A 21,720-nucleotide genomic window follows, 5' to 3' on the forward strand; every position below is an offset into this window, starting at 1 on the left:
TTCGGCATGGTTCACTTTGAGGCATCAACCGGGCCTCGACACTAACCCCACAAATTGCTCGAGACCGACCTTGTGCAGGACAGCCGGTCAGAACCGCAACCGCATAGATGCGTACAAAGGCGCACCACGGAGTCGATGTCGTGTCGGGGACCGATCGCCCTCAGGCGGCAGGATAGCCGAGCAGGGTTAGCCAGTCTCGTCGGTGCCAGGGGTGAATATTCGCCCCTGGAAGGGACTATGGCCGGCGCGCTTGCCGCGCTGAAAGCTGCGCATGTTGTGCCAGAGCACGAGCAAATTGAGATAGGCCTGGGCCGTCTCCGGATTGCGAAAGGCCTGGCGCGCCTGTAAGTAAGTCTTCACGATGCCGTTGATGGTCTCGATCAAGCTGCTGGCATGCGGGGTGCCGTCCGGGAGCGCCGTCGGGTCCCGCGGCCAGTTGGCGATAAGCGGGCTGGTCAGCGACCAGCTGGTGCGACCAAGTCGGTCGCCTCGTGCATCAGGCGCGCGCCGGTGTTGGCCATTGATACGCCTTATCGTAAAAGCGCCGAAACTCGGGCGACAGTGCGCTCGAAGCAGACTTGCGCCGCCGGTGTCGGCACGTTGGCGGCCAGGCGTTGCCGCCAGGGATCGCGCGGCGGCCAGCCAGTCGAAGTGGAGTCAACAACTGAAGCTTGGTAGCTGCGCGGCGTCCTGACGAACTTGCGCACGGCAGGATGCCGTCCACGCCGCCGCGCCTGGAGCGTCTCGTCCAGGGAGAACCAGGCAATGGTCGCCGGGTCGACGGATGTCACCGGCCCGCCAGTCGACCATTTCAGGGCATCGCCGGATGCGCTCCAGCACAGAAAGGTGTGGCGCATTGGGTGATCAGGCATTCGCGCTGGAGCCACCGACACATGGGTAGTGTCAAAGCGGCTGTCCCGTCCGGGCAATTGGTCTTCCAGGCGGTAGACGCTCGCCAGGGCCGTGAGCGCCGCCGTCCAGAATGGCGGCGCACGTTTGGTCCAATCCAGGATATGGGGTCTATATTTACTACCAGGTAAATGCCAGGGCCTTGAGGAGCAGGAAGATGCGCCCCAGCGTCTTCGACCAGCCTCCAAATAAATAACACCCGTGTCTTGCGCCTAACAGGGCGAGTACGGGTATCGGCGAGGCGATCTTTACAACGTGGCCCCAACAAGATCACGCCGGGCGCAGCTCGACCGGGGAGAAGATCAGACCCTGGAAAAACGTTTCGTCGCTCAGCCTCAATCACGCGCCCGGGGCCGATAATCCCAGGCTGGCCACTGCTGACCCGCCTGCTGACCGGCGCTCGTCAACGATTCGCTGATGAAACCAACCGGGCGGCTTTCGTCAAGGCGGCCTGCAACACAACCTGCATCGGCCGCAAGGCCTCGTTTGCCGAGGCAAAGCCAGCGTCCAGTAACGTCCGTTTGATCAGAGCGTTCGCTGACCGGCGTGCGTGTGGCTTTCTGGGTTGCCGCCGCCGGTGCTGCGGGCTCAGCTACCCCATCCTACCGGCTCAAGCCATTGCTGGAACGCCTGGGCGGCAATCTGATACACGGTGGGCCGGCTGACGTCAAACACCGTGCTGAGCCGGAACCGCTGCCCCGGGGCGCACATCCGGCGGCAGGTTACCGACCGCGGCGATGTACATCCGGGCTGACAAGCCCAACTCAACGCTTGAAGCGCGCAGGTAACGCCGGCTCGGCACCCAGCATCCTGGTAGATCGTCTCCATCGGCTCCAGCCAAGCCAGACGATTGCGGCATAGACAGATTATAATGACGACACAAAGGTAGCCTCCCATGGTCACAGGGTGAAGTAACCTATATTGTGCGAAAAGGCCACCTTTGTCGATCAATTGTAAAGGTGCTTCAAGTCAGCGGTGAACCATGCCAGATATTCGAACCAACCGACCAGATGCGGGCACTGATCGTGTGAAACCCGCTACTATAGCTACTGTATCAGCCATAAATGAGGATGACAGCTAGTCGTGTGTGTATTGGATGGCATATCTCTGGTAGCCGTATTGATGTTCACACCATCCACAAATATGCTCAAGTGACATGGCAGAACAGGTAGTCATCTTTTGAGCACCCTGCAAACTGAGGAAGAGGAAGCCGGAGTTGGCCCGTGAAACTACACGTGAAAGAGGTCCCCGCTCCACCCCCATTAGTCGTCTGATCAAAACAGCAGTTAGGGACAGGTATGGTTACCGGTAGAAGACAACAGCCAGCTTAGCCTGAGTCAGCGCCATCCACTATCTCCCCGTCGTCACACTCCCATCCGGCACGGTCAGCGCCTGCACGGCGAACGGTACGCTGCCGGTTACCGCGCAGAGAAATCATCGTCCGCGCCGACAGTGATGCCGAGCCAGAGGGTGTTGTTGCCAGTGACAACGGCCTGCGGGATGGGCGTCGGACTGCCGGCATGACGTTGAAGAGACCGTCGCTGACCTGCACGCCGTTCGTGCCGGTCCTGCTCTTCCCACGACGGCACGCCACCGCTGGCGGCGTTGTAGAGGCGCGGAAGTGATGCTGTGAGCGCCGGTCAGGGGCGAGCCGCCGGCATCGGCCAGACGACCCTGGTAGGCGATGGTGTTGGTAGAAGGGACACTCGATACAACAACACCGGAAGAGCCCCTGCTGAAGAAGCCCATACCAGCAGGCCAGCGACCAACAACGTGAAGATCACATTGCCTGGCGTCGGCAGCAAACGACGGAAGTTGAATCCATCCGATCGGATGGTCGGCCAGGGGATGCGGAGCTTGATCTCTTTGTGTTCCATGTCAACAAACCTCCTTGTAAGTTGCGCCGTTGTAGCGTCTACTGGTCAGATGCGGAGCAAGAATTTGCTGAACTGCGCCAGCATGGCTTGCATGGTTGCAGGTGAAAGCCTGGCGCACCGTTTGCCTGGCTCCAGGAAATCTCGGTGCAGCGGTTGTAATCGCCGGAAGTCAGCATAGGACTCGCTGATGCGCAAAGTGGTCTCTGGCGGCAAGTGAAAGGCGTTGTAAATCTGATGGTGGCGTAAGTGATCGAGCAAGGCCGGATCGTCAGCTCGGTCGTTGACGGTGTACACCGGGACGACGAGCACGTAGGTTTGGCCCTTTCTGAGTTCGGCGTCGTGAGAGAAGACCACCACGAAGCGCGTCTTGCATTCGGTGATGATGAATTCCTTGTTGTCGCGACTGCCGACGCGAAAAGCGTCCCTGACCCGACTCGCCTGCTGCACTTCGGCGGCGCCTTGTTGCCAGTTGCGCAGGACATGAACGGGTGGATTAAGCCAGGGGATGGGCACAAACTCATAGATGTCGCCACGACCGATCAGCGTCGCGGCGGGCGGCGGCGCCAGGTAAAAAGGAGCAGACATGGTTACTCTGATCGTGGCTCGACAACCGGCCTGATCGAACGGAAACAATTCGATTGGCTCGGCTTCGAGGGCCGCCTCGCCGAATTCTCCCACATCATAAGGGGCGGGCGCCTCCTGGAGCGCCGTCTGGCTCAGGCGAACCAACTCGCTGTGCGGGAAGGCGGCTGCCAGTGCGTCAACCGTGAATCTTTCCGCAGTATCGGCCATGAGTTCGCCGGATACCGGTTGGTGCAACGGTGTAATGATGATCTGCTGTTCACGCGTCGTCAGCCGGACCGGTTCTCCGGCGCGCAGCCCCAACGACTTCAGAAGCGCAGCCGGCAACCCGACGCCCCCGCGCGTGGCAGTCAGAACATAGGTATTTCCCATCGTCTGCGTCCTCCTTCCTGTCTTGCATTTTAGCACCCTGGCGGAGGTTGGCAAGCCCTCACGCGGTCGGGGGTGTTTGGATCGCGGAGGCGGGCTCACCGCGCCTGCGACGGAAGCACGAAGACCGCATCCGCGGCGACCGCCTTACAGCGTCCCCAAATAAGCGAGACTCAAACTGCGCTTGTCTCGCTACATACCTCTGTCGCTCTATGACTGAGCAAAGACAAGAACATCGGTGCTCCCAGTAGCCCGCTGACGAATCGTAGTAATAACATGTGCCAGGATGGGCCTGGGGGCTGCAGGCGAGCACGGAGATAAGATGGTTCCTGCTGGTAGGTTTGATAAATCCACTACCAGAAACCAGCTAAAATGCATATCCTTCACTGGATATTCCCAATTCCGAGAACACGTTTACTGCGCCCGCAGTGACTACTACGTCTACACGTCCATTGGCGACAGAATGCTGTATCAATCAACGATGCTGGATAAAGGCCGTACAAGCCGTCTCGCAGTTGATCGTAACCGACGTGCCGGTTTCCGCTGAAGTTGTGTTTGTGAGTAGACTTGGCGGTACTATTGCGCGCTTCATAGACGTTGTGGAAAGCCAAATGACGTGATCAGTACGCTCCCGTCCCCTAATTTCGCCTGCGTCACCGCCTGATCGGCAGTTTTGGTGGTCGTCACGCATCCGGCACGGTCAACACTGCACGGCAAACGACACACTCCCCACTGCGGGCAGCCATCTCATCGTCCGTGCCAACGGTCGATGCCGAGCCAGAAGAGTGTTGTCCCGGTGTCAACCGTCTGCGGTATGGGCGTCAGGCTGCCGAGCATGACGTTGGAGACCGTCGCTGACCTGCACGCCGTTCTGGCCGGTCCACTGTTGTTCTTCACAGCGGCACGCCGCCGCTGGCGACGTTATGAAGGCGGAAGATGATGCTGTGAAGGCGCCGGTCAGGGCGAGCCGCCGGCGTCGGCCCAGGCGGCCCTGGTGAGCGATAGGTAGTGGTCGAAGGGACATTACCGGCCCAGGGCGCAGCGGCAGCTCCGGCTGATGAAAGCCGCATAGACAGGCCGATCATCAGCAGATTAAACAGGACGTTGCCTGGGGTGGGAAGAATCGGCGCATGGCGTCTCGATTCCATTACCAACCGCGGCCACGGAGATAGGCCGAGATCAAAACGGATGTGCTTGCGGTCCACTGATTCATGCTCCTCTAATACAAAGAAAGTTGGCTCACCTGGGATGCGATACGGCCCGGAAGCGTCGCAGCGCATCCAGGATCAGTTGCCACTGCGAACAACTGCCGCCCCATCGTGCGGTGTACCACATGATGTCTACGATGGTGACCAGATTGTCGCCATTGCGGTCGTAAAGACAGTCCGGCGCTCTGCTGCCAGCGGCTGGCTTCGGCCTGCGGGTCAGCGATAGTGATAGGTCATCGCCACCGGCCAGATCACTAACCAGGCGGCGCAGGCCGGGACCACGGCTCGCTCAGTTGCCCACCATGTCCTGACCTGCACCCAGACCACGGCTGGTTCGTCGAAAGGCCCAGGCGACGGTTGGCGTGTAGGGCATGTGGCGACGCCGTCGAGCAGGGGGGATCATTGCTCAGGCGCATGATTCCCGCGACGCTTTGCCCGGCCAGACCGTCGTAGGCCGGGATGGTCACGGTGCGCAGTGAGGGTGTTGCCGGGCGCCACTTCGACATATACCAGCGGCGGCGAGATGTCCGGCGGGAGGTGTCGCTGTAAACCTCCGAGTCATTGCCGGCCCATCCGGTACTGCGCACAGAGCGTGATGACCGGCCGGGCGGTCAGCGGCTTCCTGAGCCAGAGTTACGGTCATAGTATGCGGCACGGCTGCCAGGGGCATCGCCGAAGGTCGGATCGACGCTACGCCGCATGTCCTCTACCCCGCTCAGGTTGTCCTCTGCGCCCAGGTAGACCCGTCGTGGTGACGGTGTCCGGCCCGATGATGCGCGGACCAACGGCGGGACCGCCGGGGAGGCAGCGTGTCAAGCGCGAAGCTGGGTATTAAGCACGGTCGAGACATTCCCGGCCTGTCACCCGGAAGCGGGCGTGAACCGTCTTGATCCCGTCGCCTCCGCGGGCCCCACGGTCTGAGCGCCGATTACGGCACCCAGGTGGTATCGGTGGGCTTTCGGCGTTAGCGCTGATCTGCATCTCAAGCCAGGCCGCTGTTTCGTCCGAAGCGATCACATAGATCGGCACCGACACCATCCTGCCGCGGTTTGGCATAGGAGCGACCTGGGATGGGCGCGGCGTGATCAATGGGGATCGCCAAAGGCCGGCTGCGAGCCGTCTGCCGGCTGCTGGCCCCACGCCGCTGGCGCTGCGTAGACCAACTGCTCCTCCCCGGCCAACTGCCCAATGGGCGGGTTGGGGTCGAGATGATGTCATCGAAGTAGGTGGCATGGATCTGACGCCGTTGACGTCCTTGAAAGCGGCGTACACGGCGCGACAGCACACTCTCTGCCCGTGGCTCGTAATCGATCCAGTCCCTGGTTTCCGGCGTAGGCTCCCAGAGCACGCCGCCGACCACCGTCGTTGCTGATCTTCATCTCGACAACGCTCCCGGTGAACAAAGCGTCGGAGTGTGACCGCGGTGCTGTGGGTGAAGGTCACCGTCGTTGATGCTGACCGTGGAGAACTCGCGCAGGGTGGGCGTTAGCGTCGGTGTAGGGGTCGGCGTTGGCGTTGGCGTTGGCGTACCCATCGGCAGGCCAGCCGCCGGAAGCCAGGCTGATAACGATGATTCTGGCTCTGCAGGTCGTTTCGTTATGGGGCAAGCCCGGGCTCGCCCAGGGTACCCTGCAAGCTGCACAGCGTCGGGGTCATCGGGTTGCGAGCCGTTGCCGGAAGCGAAGATGCCGTTGATGAACAGGCCTCGTCATGGCCCGGCTCGGTAATCCGGGAAGCGCCTGGCTGCCTGCTTCGTAGCCCCCCTGGAAAGGTAGTGGGTGCTGGAAAGGCGCGGGGAATCGAGGATCTGGCCCAGGGTGCCCCGAACCGCTGTAGAGGGTGGAGGTGTAGGCGCCGCTGCCCGCGTCTCAGCGCATGATCGAAGAGACGGTAGACGGCGAAAGCGGCTGCTGTGGGTTGACATCCGAGGTAGACGGTGTGCGAGGTGCGCCGTCTGAGGTCAAGCTGACGCCGTCGCGCACCTGCTACTACAACGGCCACCCTGCCGGCTGATCCCCAGGATGGTCCGGGGGCGCTGCGTGGCGTAAGTTTCCCACGGCGTCCAAGCCGCACCGTCGCCGAAATCCGCATCTCCTGCACGCCGCTGCCGGCGTCCTAAGACGTGATGTCGAGGTGATCAGGGTTGGGATTGGTCCGTGTGTGCTTCGCCGTTGATCGTGAAGCTGTCCATCGGAGGCGCATTGTCCTAGCGCAGGACAAAGCCGGTTTGGCCAATCTTCGGCCTCGTTGTTGACGTTATCCCGGCTGCGCAGACGCAGGTAGCCGGTACAGGCGGACTGCAACACACAGCGGCGTCGCGGGGCCAACTGTTGGCCGGGCTGAAGCTGCTGCTCGTTCAGCGGGGTTATCTCCCAAGTACACGGAATAGCCCTGGATACCCAGACACCGTCGTGCGGCGCGGGCCAGGGTGGAGTCGGGGATAATCGTGATGTTTTGCCAGACATCGTTGGCGATGCCAGCGGCGTGAGTGATGCCGGTAGGATTCTCGGGTGGGGTGCCATCGTAGCGGAAGTTGTACAGCCAAGCCCCGGCGTCCAGTTACCGGCCACATCGCACACGGCCGCGCGAAATAGCTGCCGGTATGGACCGCCTGGCTGCGGGGTCCACATATGCGGCTCGGCTGCCAGGAAGGTCTGATACGCTGTGCCGTTGGGGTCCTCGCCGAAGTAGAGTTGATAGCCCCACACCCCGGAGGTGGGATCGCTCGAGGCGTTCCAGGTGAAGGTTGCCACGTTGTGATCGCGCTGCCACTGACCATTGACCACAGAGTGGGTCTCGACCACGCCGGATAGCGAACTGGGGGGTGTCTGGTCAATCTGGAAGTTGACCGTCCGACTGCTTTCCTGGTTGCCCACATTGTCCAGGGCGTAATACTCGACGCTGTGGCTGCCGTCGGTGGTAACCACAAGACTCGCATCGCTGCCGCCGACCGTCTGCCAGCCGCCGTTATCGAGCCGGTAGCGCACCTGGCTGACTCCGCTGCGCGCCCGGCCCGTATTGCCATCGTCGGCGTGCAGGCGCACGGTCACTGGGGTGGTGAACCAGGTCGGCCAATTCGCCGGGTTGGCCTCGTTGTTGAGGCTGAGGGTCGTCACGGGCGGCGCCAGGTCAATTTGCAGGTCGAGATGGCGGCTGGCAGCGCTTTGATTCAGGTTATCGTAGGCGACGAAGTAGACGTCGTTCTGACCGGCCATCTCGGTGCGCGTCAGCGACCAGGTGTTGCCATTGGTCTGGTTGGGGCCGCTGCCAGCATTGTCGCAGTTGTCACAGCGGAACTCAATGCGGTTGAGCTGGCCTTCCAGGTCATTGGCCGTGCCGGCGAAGGTCCAGGTGCGGTCGCGGCTGCTGATCTGGCCTTGGCGGGGTTGCCGTTGGCCGTCTGGAAGGAGATAGCAGGGGGCTGGTTGGGCTGCTGAATCGTGAAGTGCCAGGTGGTGCTCCAGCCGCTCTCAGCTCCATAGTTATCCCTGGCCTTGACGTGCCATTGGTAACCGTAATACTGGCCATCCAGATTGCCAGGTCGCCAGCAGGTGCTGCCAGTCCAGCCGCTGTTGGCGTTGACTGCGCTGCCGTAGATCTCCGCGTGAGAACTGCACCGAGTCGCCGTCGGGATCGCCGTTGTTGTTCCAACAACTGCGGCGCACGACCGTCAGTGGCGACATGCCAATCACCAGGGGCCTGGAGAGATGGCGTGTTCGGTGCGTGATTGTCGCCGCAGTTCGGTACGTTGAAGACCTCAAACGACGAGACAGCATCATTCAGACTGGCGCCGTTGTTGAACTGATTGCCGCCAAAGTTGTCGTCGTTGCTGTTGCGGCAGGCCCAGCCGCCGCCGCGGTCACTGTGCTCGAAAGTTTGACCGACCAGCCGGAAGGGACACGCACGGAGGATGCGTGGTCATTGAAGCCGCCCACATTCTGCCAGCCAGTCTGTCGCGGCGCACCCACCGCCGCCCTCGCCTTCGTTGGCGCACTGGTACTGCCAGTCTTTGCAGAGAATGACGCCGCCAGAGGTAGGGGCAAGTAGGCACTGGCAGTGGGGTCGGTCCACTTGTGCCATTGAAATGCTTCCCAGATGCCGAGGTGGTTCTATAGGACACGCCATTGAAACCTGTATTTCCACCACAAGCTCGCGGAGTAACAATCCATTTTCGAGACGTGTTGCCGCTGCTTGCACTCTCCACGTAAGCAATATGATTGCCCGTGTCCCACACGGCAAGAGATCGGCTTCCGGGGTCGTATCCACAAGTTTGTCGGCCCGTGACGCACATTCGTCCCACGTGTTAGCGTCGCCAGCGCACGGCATCGCCTGCGTTTTATGACAGGCCCACCAAACGCAGTTACCTACCTGTGCACCGTCGAATCTCTGGTGCAACACACGCAGATATTGCCAGGACTGTTGATGCCACAGCAGTTCGCAATGAGTGGTCTCGACGGCAACATGGATTCTGAATATCGGCATCTCCGAAGTATGGGCGTCCTGTTGATTGCCACCTCAATGTCCGTTCAATCTCCGTGGAATACGCTGCGCAGTGCCCCATCAGCAACAAGGTAAGTAATCTCGATAGCAGCGACCTCTGACTGCTACCACAGCAACCTGTGCGGTGCCCGTAGAGTCGGTGTCGTTCTGGCCAACCTGACCATCGAATTCGGCTTCGAGAACAACTGTGAGATCGGTCGAACTGGAAAACAATGGCTGTTTGTAGGTCTGAAACCATGTTTCGGCTGGATGACCTGACATGTTCTGGAGCTTATCAAGCCAGATAGTGGCGTTATCTGGGCCAATCAATGCCACCTTACGTCGAATTACCTGCTCTGCTGTGTTCGAGTGCTCGAACATGACCCTTGCAGACCAAGATTCTGATAGCGAATTGACCAGCCAAAGTCAGGATCGGTATAGGTATGCCAGTCTGACGGCACGTTTTGTTCTGCCTTTGGATGTATGCTCTGCAACCAAGCTGGCGGTTGCAACGTCACCAGTATGGCCAGCAACAGCGTCAGAATGTCATATCGCAATTTGCGGCGATTCGGACGCCTCATATCGTAGCCTCCTTGTTGCCAAGAGACAATGCCTCGATGTTGCGAATGGGATTGCACGACACCGAGTTACGGACATCGTCCTCAAATTCCGAATGTTGCAGTGCATTTGCGTCCGAAACCTTGAGTCCCCGTTATCCGTCCGATCCAACCTGCGTTGTTGCTTGTTCTCCAGTATATATCATGCGAATAACTAGTGAACCGCCGCCAAAATTGGATAGTTTTCCGTGAAGTACATACTGATCCGACAGTGCTCAGGATATGCGTGGGCATTCCATTTAACCCTCCTCCTGGTGATACTGATAGAATTATTGCTCCGTAAGGGTTTGCCCCGCTGGGAATCCCTGCAACAAATGAACACATGATTACGATATCACCGACAGGAACGTTAGAAAAGTTGAACTCACTCACAACAACAGGCCCCTGACCCTGGGCAACCAAGTATGAGTTGTCCTCTACGTAGGTCGCTGCTGCGGTCTGCTTTTGACTGGTTACGGCTTGATTGGCGATCTTCCCCGTCGTCACGGCTCCATCGGCCAGTTTGGCGGTGAAATGCTGCCCATCCGGTGGCACCAGATTCACGTCGGGGCCGGTTTGGCCTGCGTCACGGCCTGATCGGCGATCTTGGCCGTCGTCACGCTGCCATCCGGCACGGTCAGCGCCTGCACGGCAAACGGCACACTGCCGAGTTGAACCCGGGGCCATTTCGTTATCGGTGCCGACGGTGATGCCGAGCCAAGGGTGTTGTTGCCGGTGACCACTGCCTGCGGAATGGATGTCAGGCTGCCCAACATCACATTGAACAAGCTATCGTTGATGCGCACGCCATTCGTGCCGGTCCACTGTTCTTCCCACCCGGGGCCGCTACTGACCGGCGTACAGGCGGAAAATGATGTTGTACGTGCCGGTCAACGGTGCGCCGTTGGCATCGGCCAGACGCCCCTGGTAGGCGATGGTGTTGGTCGAAGGCGGTTGGTCCCATCAGGCGCAGAGGTAGCGCACCGGCTGACGAGGCCCACAGCAAGAGGCCAATCATCAGCCGGGTAAAGATCACGTTCCAGGAGTGGGCAAGAAGCGAGTCAAGCGGGTGCCGCCTGCCCGGCAGCTTCAGGTATTCGTACATTGAAGTTGAATTCTCGGTGTTCCATGCGATCGAGCCTCCTCTACATAAATAGCTGACTTGCAGCCCTAACACATCGGGCCGCCTGCGATGAAGATGAACATTCAAACATGCTTTTGCTGGCTTTGGTCCGACCCTACCTTCTCACATCGCACGCCCGTACAGCCCTCGACAAGTCACTCCGCCGCCAGCGAAACTGCACATCGAAAACACACCTTCTGAGCCTCCACAGCATAGCGTGTTTGCTGGACATAACTTGTGGCGCGTACGATGGTAGACTCAGCGCCGTTAGCCGAAGAACATACACATCCACAAACTTCTGCTACGAGAAGACAAGGTACTGAAGACAGGTGTTCAGGTTGGCCCCCAAGTAAGTGACTGCACCGGCAAATTGCCCATAGGTACGTAGTTCAAGATTATGAGCACCGGCAGGGACTGCAATGTATCTGAGTGTTCCAATTGGGCGCCATTCGGTGTCTGGCGGGCGTTCATGTACGGTCGATATCTCGGTGCTGTCGAGATAAATCCTTGTTCCGTAAAAGGAACCGCTGGGCGTCACAGCGTACGTTGCACCCATCCAAACAAGGATCTTTGCCGACGAAGCCAGGGGACAGTTGGAGTGACAAGCCTGGAATCAGCACTTCACCCCAGCCCCGGGCACATTCACGGTAGCATTATCGGCTGCCAAGGCAGACACTTCCTTTCTCAAATCGAGCTTTGGGCTTGTCACCGCTCCATCGGCCAGTTTGGCGGTTGTGATACTTCCATCCGGTGGCACCAGGCTAACATCCGGTCCTAACTTTTGCCTGTGTTACGGCCTGATCCGCAATCTTGGCCGTTGTCACGCTCCCATCCGGCACAGTCAGCGCCTGCACGGCAAACGGCACACTGCCGAGTTGTACGCGCGGCGCCATCTCGTTATCCGTACCAACGGTGATCCCCAGCCAGAGGGTGCTGTTGCCGGTGACTACTGCTTGTGGAATGGATGTCAGGCTGCCGAGCATCACGTTGAAGAGGCCATCGCTGATGCGCACGCCATTCGTTCCGGTCCACTGTTCTTCCCATAGCGGTGCACCGCCGCTAGCGGCGTTGTAAAGGCGGAAGATGATACTGTACGTTCCTGTCAACGGCGCGCCGGCCGCATCAGCGAGACGGCCCTGGTAGGCGATGGTGTTGGTCGAAGGGGCATCTGGCCCTGTGAGGCGCAAAGGCAGCGCACCGGCGGACTGAGCCAACACCAGAAGCGCGATCATCGCTAGGGTAAAAATCACGTTGCCGGGTGTGGGTAGCAGGCGGGTGAAAGAAACCGCCTTGCGCTCTGAACTGATGGTGCGGCGATAGGTTTGTCGTTGATCCCACCATTCTGCGAGAACGGTGAATAGGCTCTTCGGAGTTTCCATGTGGCTAACGTCCTTTCCAATGAAATGAATGTACTCACACCGTCACCTAATACTCGAACACGGCCACCTGACGTTGGTACCACCACTTAATCTGAGTGGCAGGATAAACGTACCCCATAGCTCGAAACGTATAGGTACCCGGGGGAAGGTCGGCAAACACATAGGAAACAGAACACCCGATATCAGTGCCAGTTCTCGCATTTGTTTGTTTCCAGGCTCGCAAAGCGGACTTGGGTACCCCTTGAAGGACAGAAATACCACACCACGGCTCGGCTACCGGGCTGAGGGAATGCCTGCTTGTCATTAGCACCATGACAACGCCGCCTTGGGTGGTCGCAGTAACTTCGATGATGTCCTGGGCGTTTGCGCCCTTTACTGAGACCCAATCGAATTGATTGGACTCAATTGGTTGTCCACAACCATCGCAGGTCTTCTGCCCGAGGAGTCGCGGTAAGCGAACACCGAGTTTCGGCTCTGTCACGGCCCCGTCAGCCAGTTTGGCGGTTGTGATGCTCCCATCCGGCGGCACCAGGTTAACGTCCGGTCCTAGCTTCGCCTGTGTTACTGCCTGATCGGCAATCTTCTCCGTCGTCACACTCCCATCCGGCACGGTCAGCGCCTGCACCGCGAACGGCACACTGCCGAGTTGCACGCGCGGCGCCATCTCATCGTCCGTACCGACGGTGATGCCGAGCCAGAGGGTGTTGTTGCCGGTGACAACCGCCTGCGGGATGGGCGTCAGGCTGCCGAGCATGACGTTGAAGAGACCGTCGCTGACCTGCACGCCGTTCTGGCCGGTCCACTGTTCTTCCCACAGCGGTGCGCCGCCGCTGGCGGCGTTGTACAGGCGGAAGATGATGTTGTAGGTGCCGGTCAAGGGCGAGCCGCCGGCATCGGCGAGGCGGCCCTGGTAGGCGATGGTGTTGGTCGAAGGGACATTCGGCCCCAGCAGGCGCAGCGGCAGCGCGCCGGCCGATTGCGCCCACAACAACAGGCCGATCATCAGCAGGGTGAAAAGCACATTGCCCGGCGTTGGCAGGAGCCGGCGCCCCAGGCGCTGCCAACCCTCGCGGCCGCGGCGACGCAGGCGTGTAATGAACGACGGCAATTGAATGGTGATGGTTTCTGGCGTTTCCATTGGATACTGCTCCTCTCTCGTTTCAGTCAGGGCATTGGGTCGAGATCGGCCGATGGCTCAGGCACGCTCGACGCCACGACGATGCCGGTGGCCGGCTCAAGCAAATCTCAGGATACACATGCGACAAGATCATTATAACATAGAATGACTTTCAGTGGTCTGTCAACTTTCTGCCAACCTGGCAAAAACCCTGTCACCGATCGGGAAAAACCGCATTGCAATTCATTGCTGCTCATCCCCTCCCGGGCCGCGGACGGCCGGGAAGTGGGCAGGCTGGCTCTGCCGGGCTTTGATTGAGGTGAGGGGTTCGGCGGTGGAGACTGCTGTGCAAGGTCTGGATTTGCTGACCGGTTTACCGGTTACTCGCTCACCGTGCTATAACCCGGTTGGCGATGCCCGATTGCTGACGAGGATCCAAGAGGAAGACGGACGATGACCTGTCAAACGATCACCTTGAAGCTGCCAGGGTCGCTCTATCGCACCGTCCGACAGATGGCCCAGGTTTCCAGGCAGCCTATCGAGACCGTGCAGCAGGATAGCCTGGCGGCTGTACTGCCACCAGGCGAATGCCATACTGCAAGCGGGCACGAATTGCGCCTGTTTCCTTAGGCGAAAAAGTGAAGTCCATTCCCGCTTGCAGTATGTAATTGTCCTGCGAACAACATTTCGAACCGGGTTCGTCCGAGGTAACTGATGCAAACTTGGACCACTAGTGGGCGGCGTAAGTTGCCAGGCAGTTCGTAGTGACGGCTAAAGCCGTTTCTGCGACCGCCTTCGCGTCACTTCGCGGCTTCGTGATCCAAATCCGCTCGTTCGAACCTACGCGCTGCGCTCGCCGATGACGACATCGAGGGTTTGCACCTGGCCCCCACGCACGATGCGCGCCGACAGCGGCCGCCCCACCCGTTCACCGGTCAACAGGGCCATGAGATCATCGAGATGCCGCACCGGCTGGTTATCCAGGCTGATGAGTGTGTCGCCCATGAAAAGGCCAGCCTTGTCGGCCGGGCCATCGGCCTCGACGGAACCGAGCAGCAGACCGCTCTCCTGCTGCAACTGCTGAGCGAGCAGGGCCGGGAGGCGTGCGGCCTGCGCACTGACGCCGAGGTAGCCGCGGCGCACGTGGCCATGCGAGAGGATGGTCTCTACGACGCGGCGCAGCGTGGGCGCGGGGATGGTCAGACTGACGCCGCGCAGCATGGCGGAGGTGTTCATGCCGATGATGTGGCCGGCCGCATCCACCAGGGGGCCGCCAGAAAAACCGGGAAGCATGACTACATCGCTCTGCAGATAGTGGTCAACTTCACCGCCGGCCGGTGTGCGCCAGCCCTCGCCCAGCGCGCTGATGATGCCGAAGGTGGCCAGGACACGCTGACCAGGACGCCCCAGCGCCAGCGCCAGGTGTCCCACGCGCAGGTCGGCCGGATCGGCCCAGGTTGGCACAGTCAGGGGCAGCTGTCCCTGGCCGATCTGCGCCTGCAGCACCGCCACATCGGTGGTTGGGTCACGCCCCAGCAGGCGCGCCGACAGGGTGCGCCCGTCATGCAGGCCGATGCCCACATGGTCATCCTGCTCGACCACATGGTGCGCCGTCACAATCACGCCGGCGGCCGACCAGACGATGCCGGTCGCGGGCAAGCGCCGCCGCGCTTCCACACGCACCACCGCCGGCCCGGTCCTCTCCACGGTGAGCGCCAACGCATCCGAAAAATCCTGTAAAACTGAAGCCATCTGATAGTCTCCTTTGTCACGATCCACAAGTCATAGCCGACATCGCGTCGGTACGAACAGGCTCAGGATCGCGCCAACGGCGCGGCGAGGCATCCCCCGCTTGATGAGGGCGCGACCTGGAAAAAAGATCAGGTCAGAGGTTGATCAACCCCAGGCGCGTGGCCCGCACGACGGCTTCGGTGCGGCCCTGGGCGCCCAGTTTGCTCAGAATGGCGTTGACGTGGAACTTGACGGTGTGTTCGCTGATGGCGAGTTGGCGGGCGATTTCTTTGTTGGGCAGACCCTCGGCCAGGCACCGCAGGACATCCAACTCACGGGGGGTCAGCTCCTCCAACAGCGCGACGTGGGAGCGCTCGCCGGGCACGACCCGCGCGGGAGCCAGGGCAGGATCGAGCACGACCAGGCCGGCGGCGGCCGCGGCCAGCGCAGCGACGATCACGGCAGGGGCAGCGTCGCGGAAGAGCAGGCTGCGCACAGCGGCTGCCCACAGCGCGGGGGCATGCGTGGCATCCGGCAGCAGGGCGACGATCGGAATCTGAGGGCGTTCGAGGTCAGTGAGCTGTTCCAGAGCCGATTTGCCGCCAGGGAGGGCTGGTCGCTGCGGATCCCAGCCGAGGTCCCACAGCGCCGCGTCCGGGCGATAGACGGCCAGCGCCAGCGCCAGTTCACCATCGGCAGGCGCCTGGCCGATCACCTGGCAGCCTGGTTCACCGGCCAGGTGCGCGGCCAGGCCCATGCGCGCCAGGGGATCATCGGCGATGATCACGACCCGCAGTTCAGGTGGCATGACAAATCCTGATGGTCCGCGGCATCACGGGGACAGCGCCGGCTTGAGCATGACGGTGAAGGTGCTGCCCTGGCCCACCTGGCTGTCAAGGGTGAGGTGGCCGCCGTGCAGTTTGACGATTTCCTGACAGATGGCCAGTCCCAACCCGGTGCCTGGGACCTTGCTGTGCAAGGCGGCCTGGCCGCGGAAAAACCGATTGAATACCTGGGCCTGTTCCTCAGCCGGAATTCCAGGGCCGGTATCGTTGACCGCCACACAGACCCATTCGGCGCCGGCTGACTGTGCGACGAATGAACGCAGGGTGATGGTCCCGCCGGCCGCTGTGTAGTTCATGGCGTTGGTCATCAAGGTGGTGAGTATCTGAATCAGCAGGCGGTTATCGGCCTGCGCCCACAGGGGAGCCGCATTCATCAACAGATGCAGGGCCAGGCCGCGTTCGTTCACCAACGGCTCACGATCCTGCGCCAGGGTGATGAGCAGGTGATTGACATCCACCGGGACCAAAATCGGCGTTGTCTTGTCGAGATCCAGGCGCGAGATCTGGAGCAGGTCTTCGATCAAACGGTGCAACAGGTTGGCTTCGCGATGCAGGGTGGTCATGTATTGCGCATGCCGCTCGGGTTTGCCGCTTGCCAGCAGCGTCAGGTAGAGTTTGATGTTGGCCAACGGGGTGCGCAGTTCGTGCGAGACGTTGGAGACAAATTGGCTCTTCATGACATCGAGCTCCTGCAGTTTGACGTTTGCCTCCAGCAGGGCGTGCGTGCGCTCGGCCACCCGTTCTTCCATCTCGGCCGCGTGCTGCTGTACGGCTTCATACAGGTGAGCATTTTCGATCGCCACGCCGGCCTGGTCCGCGAAGGCTTGCAGGCGCTCGGCATGGGCCTGTTGGTAGAAGCCGGCGGTGGCGCTGCCTACGGTGACGAGACCGACCATGACGCCCTTGCGGCGGATCGGCGCGCCGGCAAGGGAGCGCAGCCAGGCGATCTCTGGCAGAGCAACCCATCCTGGAAAGGTGCGCGTATCAGGAATGGCTAACGGAAGCCCTGTTTGCAGCATGTGGCGAAGATTGGCCGTTTCCTCGACGCGAAAGCGTAGGCTCAGTACAAATGCCGCCTGATTCGGCTCGTTGTAGCCGCGCACACGCACGATCTGGGCGATGTCGCCGGTGATGAGCATGATCTCAGACGTGTCATGGGGCAGGACTTTGCCGACGTTATCGAGAATGCGGTCGAGCAGCTCATCGAAATCGAGCGTGCTGCTGAGCGCGGCGGCGGTGTCGCGCAGGGCCTCGGTCAGCGTTTGCTGCTCGCGCGCCACCAGCTCCATCTGTTTGCGCTGCGTGATGTCGTGCAACATGACGGAAATGGCCTGGCGATTTTCGATCTGCAGGAGTACCGCCGTCACTTCGACCGGAATCAGCGTCCCATCGCGGCGTCGGTAATGACGTTCGGCGACATGAAAATGTCCGCTCGTCAGCACCCGTTCGATGTTGGCATCTAGCGCTGGAGGCGCAAGCGCCACCAGGTCGTAGAGGGTCACTGTGCAGATCTCGGCCGGCGTGTAGCCCAGCAGCTCGCAGACGCGGGGATTCGCGTCCATGATGGCCCGCGTCTGCACATCCACCAATAAGATGCCTTCGGACGATTGTTCGACCATGCTGCGGTAGCGCGCCTCGCTGTCAAGGCGTGCCTGGTGCGACGCGGCGAGGCGATCGAGCATCGAATTGATCGAACGGGCCAGCCCAGTCAACTCATCGCTGCCCGTGACGCCGGTGCGCAGCGCAAGCGTGGCGTCATCCGTACCGATCGCATGGACATCCGCGGCCAGCCGGGAGACGCGTGTGAGAAGAACTCGTTCCAACAAGATCACAGCCAGCACGCCGAAGACGATGCCGATCAGGAGCAGCGCCAGCCCGATGAGGCGCACCGTGATCAAGGTGGCCTGGTAGATCTCACGATCATTGGACACGCGCAGCAAGAGCGCGGGGCTGCCGTAGATGTCGGTGAGGGCAACGTAGCCGGTCACAGTCTGGGCGTCGAGCGGCAGCACTATGACTGTGCCCGGTGTGTCCAGCAGGGTGTGCAGCGTGGCGGCCGGCAGCAACGGGTCCGCTTGCTGGATGGATTGCACCGTGACAGAGCCCTGGATTAGGTCGCTCAAAAGCTCCACCTGCGGCGCATCGAGAAAGCGCGCCATCAGCAGGGCGCCGCGCGGCGGGCCTTGCTCGTGACTGGTCAGAATGGGTTGGACGGCGAAGATGAGGGGGCCTTCGGGCAACACAAGCAGCCCGCTCATGGGGCCGCCAGGTGCGGAGAGCGTCAGTTGATGCAGGGCCGGCAGCTGCGCCAACAGATCGGCAGGCAGTGGGAGCAGTTGGCGAGTCTGCAAATCATAGGCTCGACCGCGGAAAACAGCGCCGGCAGGGGTCACGTAGAGCAGAATATTCAGACGCAACGTCTCCAGAGTTTCAGGCATCAGATTGGAGTCAACGAAATCCTCGCTGCCGGTTTGCATGAACTCATAGCTATCGTCCCAAGACGCCCAGTCCGTTGTGGTGGCACGCAAGGTCTCGAGTTCATTGTCGAGCGCCTGCCGGGCGCGCTGCACATGATTGAGGGTGTTGAGCGTCTCAAGTTGGAGAAACTGGCTGAGTAGAATGCGCGACAACGCCACGTACAGCACCACAAACAGTGCGACGGTCGTTATAACCCACGCCAGAATGACTTTAGTACGCAGCGACATGTGTTTGCATTTACCTTGAGCGATCAAGACACAGCCCATGTCAGTTGCGGGCGACTGCAAGTCGCTGCAACGACTGCGAAGCCCGCCGGCGTGGGCTGTGACCCAAGACTGAAATGCACCTCTCAGGCCTCATGCGGCCGGGAAAGCGCCAGGGGTAACCACGCGGTAAAGGTGCTGCCACGGCCCGGTTCGCTCTCCAACGTAATCTGCCCGTCATGCCGGCGCAGAATCTCCTGACAGATGGCAAGCCCCAAACCGGTGCCCGACGCGGCCGCGGTGCGGCTGGCGTCGCCGCGATAGAAACGGTCGAAGATATGCATCCGATCCCTGGGTGAGATTCCTGGCCCTGTGTCGCTCACGCTGAAGGTCAACCAGTCATGCTCGCTGTTCGACCGCAACTGAGTCGCCAGCGTGATGACGCCGCCGGTCGGCGTGTAGTTCATCGCGTTGGTCAGCAGGTTGGTGAGCACCTGGGTCATCATGGCTTGATCTGCCGGGATCGTGGGCAGATCGGGAGTCAGCCTGGTCTGCAAGGTCAGGCCGCGATCGGCAATGAGCGCTGCCCGATCGCTGAGGAGGCGCTGAATGAGTAAGTTGACATCGAGCGGTGTCAGCGCGACCGAGCGCTGGCCCAGGTCGAAGCGCGAGAGATCGAGTAACTCCTCGATCAGCCGGTGCAGCAGGCTGGCCTCACGGTTGAGGGTGGCCAGATATTGGGTGTGTTTGTCTGCGCGGCCTTTCTCCAGCAGTTGGAGATAGAGCTTGATGTTCGCGAGTGGCGTGCGCAGTTCGTGCGACACATTAGCGACGAACTGGCTCTTGAGGTGATCGAGTTCTTGTAGTTTGGCGTTGGCCGCTTGCAGCTCGACCGTGCGGCCGGCCACGCGCGCTTCCAACTCGGCTGCGTGCGCGCGCACCCGCTCGTAGAGCTGCGCGTTGTCAATGGCGATGCCGGTCTGATCGGCCAGGGCTTGCAGGCGTTCGGCATGGGTGGTGTTGAAAAATCCTGGCTCCCGGCTTTCCAGGGACAGGAAGCCGATGATGCCACGGCGGCAGCGGATCGGGGCGCCCACGAACGCGCGCGCCTGGTGCCCAGCCTGTGTCACGATCCACCCAGGATAGGCGGTCACATCGGGAATGACGAGGGGACGGTTGCTGGTGAGCATGGTGTGTAGATTGCGTGTGGCGGAGACGACAAAGGGAAATTGCAACGCCTCGTCCGTCAGGCCCATGTCTGCATAACCGGCGCTGCGCACGATCCGCGCCAGGTCGCCCTCGATCAACATGATTGTGGCGGCGTCGTGCGGGACGACACGGCCGATGTTGCCGAGGATGCGGTCCAGGACCTCGTTCAGATCGAGGGTGCTGTTGATAAGCGCCGCGATGTGGCGCAGCATCTCTACCAGGGCATGTTGCTGGCGCTCCGCGGCTTCCATGGTCTTACGCGCGGTGATGTCTTCCTTCACCGCCAGGTAATGGGTGATGCGCCCGGTCGGATCGGTGATTGCAGAGATCGAAGCGGCCTCCCAAAACAGTTCGCCGTTCTTCTTGCGATTGTGGAATTCTCCGCGCCATTCCCCGCCACTGCTGATGGTTTGCCAGAGGCGCGCATATTCTGCGGGCGCGGTTTCGCCCGACTTGAGCAGGCGCGGGTTGCGACCAATGACCTCTTCCGGCTGGTAGCCCGTGGCCTGGGTGAATTTGGGATTGACGTATTCCACGTTGCCCTGCGTGTCGGACAGCATGATCGCGGCCGGGCTTTGTTCGATGGCGCGCTGCAGGATATGCAGCCTTTCTTGCGCCTGCTTCTGCTCGCTGATGTCTTCGACCGTGCCCTCGTAATAGAGGACATCGCCATCTGCCCCATAGATGGCATGTGCGTTCTCGCAGATGATCAGGGAAGATCCGTCGCGGCGTTGCCAGATCGCCTCATGACCGCGCAGGATGCCGGTCTGCTGCAGCAGGCGCTTGAACTCAGTGCGTGAGTATGGAGGCGCGAAGCCCTCAGTTTCCAGGTCGCGCAGGGCCATCTGCGCGAAGGAGTCATAGCCCAACATGTGGATGAGCGCGGGGTTGGCATCCAGGATACGTCCGCGGGGAGATGTGCGGTAGATGCCGATGGGCGCCTGCTCGAACAGGCTGCGATATTTCTCCTCGCTCTCTCGCAGCGCGGCTTCCGTGCGTTTGCGTGTCAGGGCGATGGCGATCTGGCGCGAGACAAAAGTCAGTAATTCTTTATCGGTTTCACTGAAGTGGATGGCGTCGTGATAGCTCTGCACCACCAGCACACCCAGGACATGGTCATCCACCTTGAGCGGCACACCCAGCCAGTCCACGGCCGGGGTCAACACGAGTTCGACCTCGCCTTGCTCTTGCAGTTTACGAAAGACGGCCGGCGTCACCAGGTGGGACTGCCCGGTGCGCAGGACATACTCGGTCAGTCCTTTGACCATGGGACGCGGCGGGGGGGGCGGGTCATTTTCGTCCACAAAATAGGGAAAACTGAGGGTGTTCGTCTGCGCATCGTGTAGGGCGATATAAAAGTTGGCAGCAAACATCAATTGCGCGACAATGCTATGCATGGCGGCATAGAAGGTGGGCAGATCACTACCGCTGACGGTCTCTTCGGCAATACGATACAGGGCCGCATGCAGGGTGAGCGGTTGGTCTGATGCGTACATTCGGTACTCCCCTGCGGAGGTAACTGAGTTCTTGGGCAACCATGCTGCAAGCGGGAACAGACTTCACTCTTATGTCGAAGGAAACAGGCGCAATTCGTGCCCGCTTGCAGTATACGCAG

At 60.8% G+C, this 21,720-nt stretch carries 16 protein-coding genes; 2 read left to right on the forward strand and 14 right to left on the reverse strand.

Going from position 1 to position 21,720, the window contains the following annotated elements; translation table 11 throughout:
* Positions 1-186: 186 nt before the first annotated feature.
* The 5 genes from IPF85_RS18725 to IPF85_RS18745 form a co-directional block, all read right to left on the reverse strand.
* Positions 187-384 carry a hypothetical protein gene (locus IPF85_RS18725; RefSeq protein ID WP_343409579.1) on the reverse strand — a complete coding sequence of 66 codons (198 nt, stop codon included), beginning with the start codon at positions 382-384 and terminating at the stop codon, positions 187-189.
* Positions 385-530: 146 nt separating this feature from the next.
* Positions 531-791 (reverse strand): hypothetical protein, encoded by a 261-nt coding sequence (locus IPF85_RS18730; RefSeq protein WP_343409580.1) that lies wholly within the window; start codon positions 789-791, stop codon positions 531-533.
* Between the two features lie 2,040 nt (positions 792-2,831).
* Complete coding sequence (locus IPF85_RS18735; RefSeq protein ID WP_343409581.1) at positions 2,832-3,740, reverse strand: AbrB/MazE/SpoVT family DNA-binding domain-containing protein; 909 nt, start codon at positions 3,738-3,740, stop codon at positions 2,832-2,834.
* Between the two features lie 890 nt (positions 3,741-4,630).
* Positions 4,631-4,942, reverse strand: coding sequence for a hypothetical protein (locus IPF85_RS18740; protein WP_343409582.1), 312 nt, complete (start codon positions 4,940-4,942; stop codon positions 4,631-4,633).
* A 985-nt stretch (positions 4,943-5,927) separates the two neighbouring features.
* A complete protein-coding gene (locus IPF85_RS18745; RefSeq protein ID WP_343409583.1) occupies positions 5,928-6,293 on the reverse strand; it encodes a hypothetical protein in 366 nt (121 codons plus the stop codon).
* Positions 6,294-6,820: 527 nt separating this feature from the next.
* On the opposite strand from IPF85_RS18745, the gene IPF85_RS18750 reads away from it, so the two are divergent.
* Positions 6,821-6,958, forward strand: coding sequence for a hypothetical protein (locus tag IPF85_RS18750; protein ID WP_343409584.1), 138 nt, complete (start codon positions 6,821-6,823; stop codon positions 6,956-6,958).
* Here the strand turns inward: IPF85_RS18750 and IPF85_RS18755 are convergent.
* The 5 genes from IPF85_RS18755 to IPF85_RS18775 all read right to left on the reverse strand — a co-directional run bounded on the left by IPF85_RS18755 (position 6,934) and on the right by IPF85_RS18775 (position 13,660).
* Positions 6,934-8,160, reverse strand: a complete 1,227-nt coding sequence (locus tag IPF85_RS18755; protein ID WP_343409585.1) for a hypothetical protein — start codon at positions 8,158-8,160, stop codon at positions 6,934-6,936. The two genes, IPF85_RS18750 and IPF85_RS18755, sit on opposite strands and share 25 nt — an antisense overlap.
* A 267-nt stretch (positions 8,161-8,427) precedes the next feature.
* Entirely contained in the window at positions 8,428-8,628 is a 201-nt protein-coding gene (locus IPF85_RS18760) for a hypothetical protein (RefSeq protein ID WP_343409586.1), read from the reverse strand.
* 1,952 nt (positions 8,629-10,580) lie between these two features.
* Positions 10,581-10,826, reverse strand: a complete 246-nt coding sequence (locus IPF85_RS18765) for a hypothetical protein (protein ID WP_343409587.1) — start codon at positions 10,824-10,826, stop codon at positions 10,581-10,583.
* A gap of 1,078 nt (positions 10,827-11,904) precedes the next feature.
* Positions 11,905-12,522, reverse strand: coding sequence for a hypothetical protein (locus tag IPF85_RS18770; protein ID WP_343409588.1), 618 nt, complete (start codon positions 12,520-12,522; stop codon positions 11,905-11,907).
* 46 nt (positions 12,523-12,568) lie between these two features.
* Positions 12,569-13,660 (reverse strand): hypothetical protein, encoded by a 1,092-nt coding sequence (locus IPF85_RS18775; RefSeq protein ID WP_343409589.1) that lies wholly within the window; start codon positions 13,658-13,660, stop codon positions 12,569-12,571.
* Positions 13,661-14,092: 432 nt separating this feature from the next.
* Here IPF85_RS18775 and IPF85_RS18780 point away from each other — a divergent pair, with 432 nt between their 5' ends.
* Positions 14,093-14,269, forward strand: coding sequence for a hypothetical protein (locus tag IPF85_RS18780; RefSeq protein WP_343409590.1), 177 nt, complete (start codon positions 14,093-14,095; stop codon positions 14,267-14,269).
* Positions 14,270-14,479: 210 nt separating this feature from the next.
* On the opposite strand, the gene IPF85_RS18785 is transcribed toward IPF85_RS18780, so the two are convergent.
* From IPF85_RS18785 to IPF85_RS18800, 4 genes are all read right to left on the reverse strand, one after another.
* Positions 14,480-15,391 carry a trypsin-like peptidase domain-containing protein gene (locus IPF85_RS18785; protein ID WP_343409591.1) on the reverse strand — a complete coding sequence of 304 codons (912 nt, stop codon included), beginning with the start codon at positions 15,389-15,391 and terminating at the stop codon, positions 14,480-14,482.
* A gap of 133 nt (positions 15,392-15,524) precedes the next feature.
* Positions 15,525-16,178, reverse strand: coding sequence for a response regulator transcription factor (locus IPF85_RS18790; protein ID WP_343409592.1), 654 nt, complete (start codon positions 16,176-16,178; stop codon positions 15,525-15,527).
* Between the two features lie 24 nt (positions 16,179-16,202).
* Positions 16,203-18,920: a CHASE4 domain-containing protein gene (locus IPF85_RS18795; protein WP_343409593.1), complete on the reverse strand. Its 2,718-nt coding sequence runs from the start codon at positions 18,918-18,920 to the stop codon at positions 16,203-16,205.
* A 122-nt stretch (positions 18,921-19,042) separates the two neighbouring features.
* Positions 19,043-21,601: a PAS domain S-box protein gene (locus IPF85_RS18800; protein ID WP_343409594.1), complete on the reverse strand. Its 2,559-nt coding sequence runs from the start codon at positions 21,599-21,601 to the stop codon at positions 19,043-19,045.
* Between the last annotated feature and the right edge of the window lie 119 nt (positions 21,602-21,720).

Origin of the sequence: Candidatus Amarolinea dominans (genome assembly GCF_016704685.1) — a bacterium.
GTDB classification, from domain to species: Bacteria; Chloroflexota; Anaerolineae; order SSC4; family Amarolineaceae; genus Amarolinea; species Amarolinea dominans.